The sequence below is a fragment of the Rhodopseudomonas faecalis genome (assembly GCF_003217325.1).
Taxonomy (GTDB): Bacteria; Pseudomonadota; Alphaproteobacteria; order Rhizobiales; family Xanthobacteraceae; genus Rhodopseudomonas; species Rhodopseudomonas faecalis.
On the sequence record NZ_QJTI01000040.1, the window covers coordinates 1 to 3,093 of the forward strand.

General features: G+C 63.4%; 4 protein-coding genes. All 4 read left to right on the forward strand.

What is annotated here, in order from left to right:
- Positions 1-347: 347 nt before the first annotated feature.
- The 4 genes from BJ122_RS18450 (at position 348) to BJ122_RS18465 (ending at position 3,065) form a co-directional block, all read left to right on the forward strand.
- A complete protein-coding gene (locus BJ122_RS18450) occupies positions 348-929 on the forward strand; it encodes a hypothetical protein (protein WP_110782758.1) in 582 nt (193 codons plus the stop codon).
- 230 nt (positions 930-1,159) lie between these two features.
- Positions 1,160-1,699 (forward strand): AAA family ATPase, encoded by a 540-nt coding sequence (locus tag BJ122_RS18455; RefSeq protein WP_110782759.1) that lies wholly within the window; start codon positions 1,160-1,162, stop codon positions 1,697-1,699.
- Between the two features lie 224 nt (positions 1,700-1,923).
- Positions 1,924-2,436: a hypothetical protein gene (locus BJ122_RS18460; RefSeq protein WP_110782760.1), complete on the forward strand. Its 513-nt coding sequence runs from the start codon at positions 1,924-1,926 to the stop codon at positions 2,434-2,436.
- A 74-nt stretch (positions 2,437-2,510) separates the two neighbouring features.
- Positions 2,511-3,065 (forward strand): REP-associated tyrosine transposase, encoded by a 555-nt coding sequence (locus BJ122_RS18465; RefSeq protein WP_110782761.1) that lies wholly within the window; start codon positions 2,511-2,513, stop codon positions 3,063-3,065.
- Positions 3,066-3,093: the final 28 nt, after the last annotated feature.

A 3,093-nucleotide genomic window follows, 5' to 3' on the forward strand; every position in this document is an offset into this window, starting at 1 on the left:
ATCCGATCGCCAGCCGCTCTGCCGCGGATGGCCGTCCGCGGCAGAGCATTCCTTTCGGAACACCCCAACGATATTCGATTTCGCTATTACAAGGGCGGGTTAGCCGAAGGCGTAACCCGCCGACAGGCGAGGGCTTGTCTCCGCGCAAGGGCGGATTACGCTTCGCCAATCCACCCTAGGGGCTACGGGTTGTAGCCCCTGATGCGCAGCGCTTCAGCCGGGCTCTCTCTTCGCCTCAATCGCCGTGCAGTTTCGGTAAAGTTGCAATGATAACTAGGTACAGTCCCAGGTTGTGACGATGCGGAGTTTTACGCATCATGCCTCGTCACTTCCCCTGGAGAGTCTTCATGCGCAAATTGCTGATGCTGAGTGTGGGCGCAATGCTGGTCGCGGTGTCGCCGGTCCACGCGCAATCGCTGACGTTCTTCTTCAAGACCGCTTATCTCGAGCCGCTGGCGCAAACCCCGACGGTGCTCAACCTCGCGGCGCAAAGTTCGCGCAAAGTGCCGCAAGCGGACCTCAACGCTTTTGACGATTACTTCCTGATCAACGGCAACGGCCGGCTCAAGGTGAATTTTAACCGCCAATTGCAGAACAAGGGGCAGGTGGATTTGCCGGGCTGGGTCGGCGTCGCGCCATTCAACAACTTCGCGATCAGCTACGATCTGCAGAGCGGCTTCGAACGTGTCAAAGAGCATTTCGGCATGCCGACCGCTCGCGCCGCGCGCGTCACCGTGTATCGCACCTTGAACACCGGGCAGCTGGTCTATGACTACGCGGTGCCGAACTTGCCGACCGCGGGCAGTAGCTGTCGAGAATATCTATTCTCGCCCGATTCCGGCCAGATAGAACTGGGCATGACGGTCACTTGCTACATGACGATCCAGGTGAGCGCGCGCGGCGCCGCCGGCCGCCGCCTCGCACGCTGATCAGCGCGCCTGCCGTGCACAACATCTGTCGCCCGGATGGAGCACCCGCCATCCGGGCGACAGTCGGACAAACGGAACTTTCGGCTTTCGCTGCGCTTCCTTCCGGCTACATGTGAACGAACGTGACGGTGCGCGCCGGCACGCGAATAGATTGCTGTCCAACACGCGTCAGATTACGCTGCCACTGTCGGCCCTGCGGGAGAACTGCCAGGTGGGCTGAAGAGTGCATTATGCTTGATCGCCGCGGAGAAGTGTTGATCCTCACCGGCCCGCCGGGGGCGGGCAAGACCACGGCGGCGGCCGCGCTTGCGCAGATGCCGGGATCGCCGAAGGTCCATCTCCACTCCGATGATTTTTGGCATTTCATCAAGCATGGCGCGATCGCGCCCTATCTGCCCCAATCCGATGCGCAGAACCGCGTGGTGATGGACGCGCTGTGCCGAACCGTGTCCGCCTATGCCGAGGGCGGCTATTTCGTCATTCTCGATGGCATCATCGGGCCGTGGTTCCTGTCGGCATTTGCAGGGCTAAAGGTGCCGGCGCATTACATCGTGCTGCGGCCGCCATTGGACATCGCCATCGCACGCTGCCAGCAACGCGGCGGCGACACGCTCACCGATCCGGCCCCGATCACCGCGCTTCATCGGCAATTTCAGTCGCTCGGCACGTTGGAAGCTCATGTGCTTGCCACCTCGGACAGCGATCGTCCCGGCGATCTGGTCGAACGCATTTCGGCGATGATTAGCAGCGACAAGTTTCGTCTGAAGTGATCATCGCATCACTTGCAGTGACGGCAGCGCCGTAGCCCGGATGAAGCGCAGCGCAATCCGGGGACGGCGTGGCAGCGAGGGGTGTGTCTCCGATTTCTCTGCGCTCCGTGCGGGCTACGGTTGCGCTCCTTGACCTTCCGCATCGGTGACATGCGAATTCAGATCAATGCCGCAGCCGGCGGCCTTGCTAGGCTGCCGCCACTGTCTTGAATGTGGAGGTTGTCATGATCGCGCGTCGTCGTCTTGCTGGTTTGGCCGTGGTGTTGCCCGCGTTGGCTGCGGCGGCGCTGACGCCGCAATCGTCCGCGCGCGCCGAGGACGGCCTGGAGCCGTTCGTGCCGCTGCTGGTCGAACTGCCGGGTTGGAAAGCCGGCAAGCCGGGCGGCGTGGCGATGCAGGACTATGGCAGCCGCATCGTGATGGTGCAGCGCGGTTACGCGCGCGGCGAGATCCATGTCAGCGTGCAGCTGCTGGCCGGCCCGCCGGCGCAGAGCCGGCTTGCGACCTCCGGCACCGGCCTCAAGACCGAGGCCAGCCACGGCCCGATCAGCGCCAGCACGATCGATGGCTTCAAGGTGACCCGAACGTTCCAGGCCAGCGACAAGTCCGGCACCATCCTGGTCGCGCTCGGCCCGGCCGCGGCGCTGTCGCTGGCGTTCAAGGGGCTCGGCGAGGACGAAGCGCTGACGACGGCGAAGGGGTTTGACTGGAAGGCGATGCAGACGGCGTTGAAGTAGCGGGCGTAGCCCGCACAATCGTGTAGGATGGGTTGAGCTCTTGCGAAACCCATCGCCGCACAACGAGCCTTTCGATGACGAATTATCGGCGCAACGCCGTCGCCGGCGGTCGCTTCTTCTTCACCGTCAATCTCGCGGAGCGCCGGCTGCGGTTGCTGACCGATCACATCGATCTGTTGCGCGGTGCCTTCCACGAGACGCGGCAGCGCCATCCGTTCGTGATCGACGCGATCGTGGTGTTGCCCGACCACCTTCATGCAGTCTGGACGCTCCCCGATGGCGATCGCGATTTCGCCACGCGCTGGCGGCTGATCAAGGCCGCGTTTTCACGCGGCATGCCGACGGGCGAACGGATTTCCGAGAGCCGCGCGCGGAAAGCCGAACGCGGCATCTGGCAGCGGCGCTATTGGGAGCATACGCTGCGCGACGACGACGATGTCGCGCGACATATCGACTACATTCATTTCAACCCGGTGAAACATGGCCACGTTGCCCGCGTCGCGGACTGGCCGCATTCCTCGTTCCACCGCATGGCGGCGCGCGGTGTCTATCCGCTCGATTGGGCCGGCGATGCCGCCGATCCGGGCAGCAATTTCGGCGAGCGACAGCCCGGCGCCGAACCGACGTAGGATGGGTTGAGCTCTTGCGAAACCCATC

Bases quoted from the DNA above. Each gene is read 5' to 3' on its own strand.
- BJ122_RS18465 (WP_110782761.1), top strand. From the start codon at position 2,511: ATGACGAATTATCGGCGCAACGCCGTCGCCGGCGGTCGCTTCTTCTTC.
- BJ122_RS18455 (WP_110782759.1), top strand. From the start codon at position 1,160: ATGCTTGATCGCCGCGGAGAAGTGTTGATCCTCACCGGCCCGCCGGGG.
- BJ122_RS18460 (WP_110782760.1), top strand. From the start codon at position 1,924: ATGATCGCGCGTCGTCGTCTTGCTGGTTTGGCCGTGGTGTTGCCCGCG.
- BJ122_RS18450 (WP_110782758.1), top strand. From the start codon at position 348: ATGCGCAAATTGCTGATGCTGAGTGTGGGCGCAATGCTGGTCGCGGTG.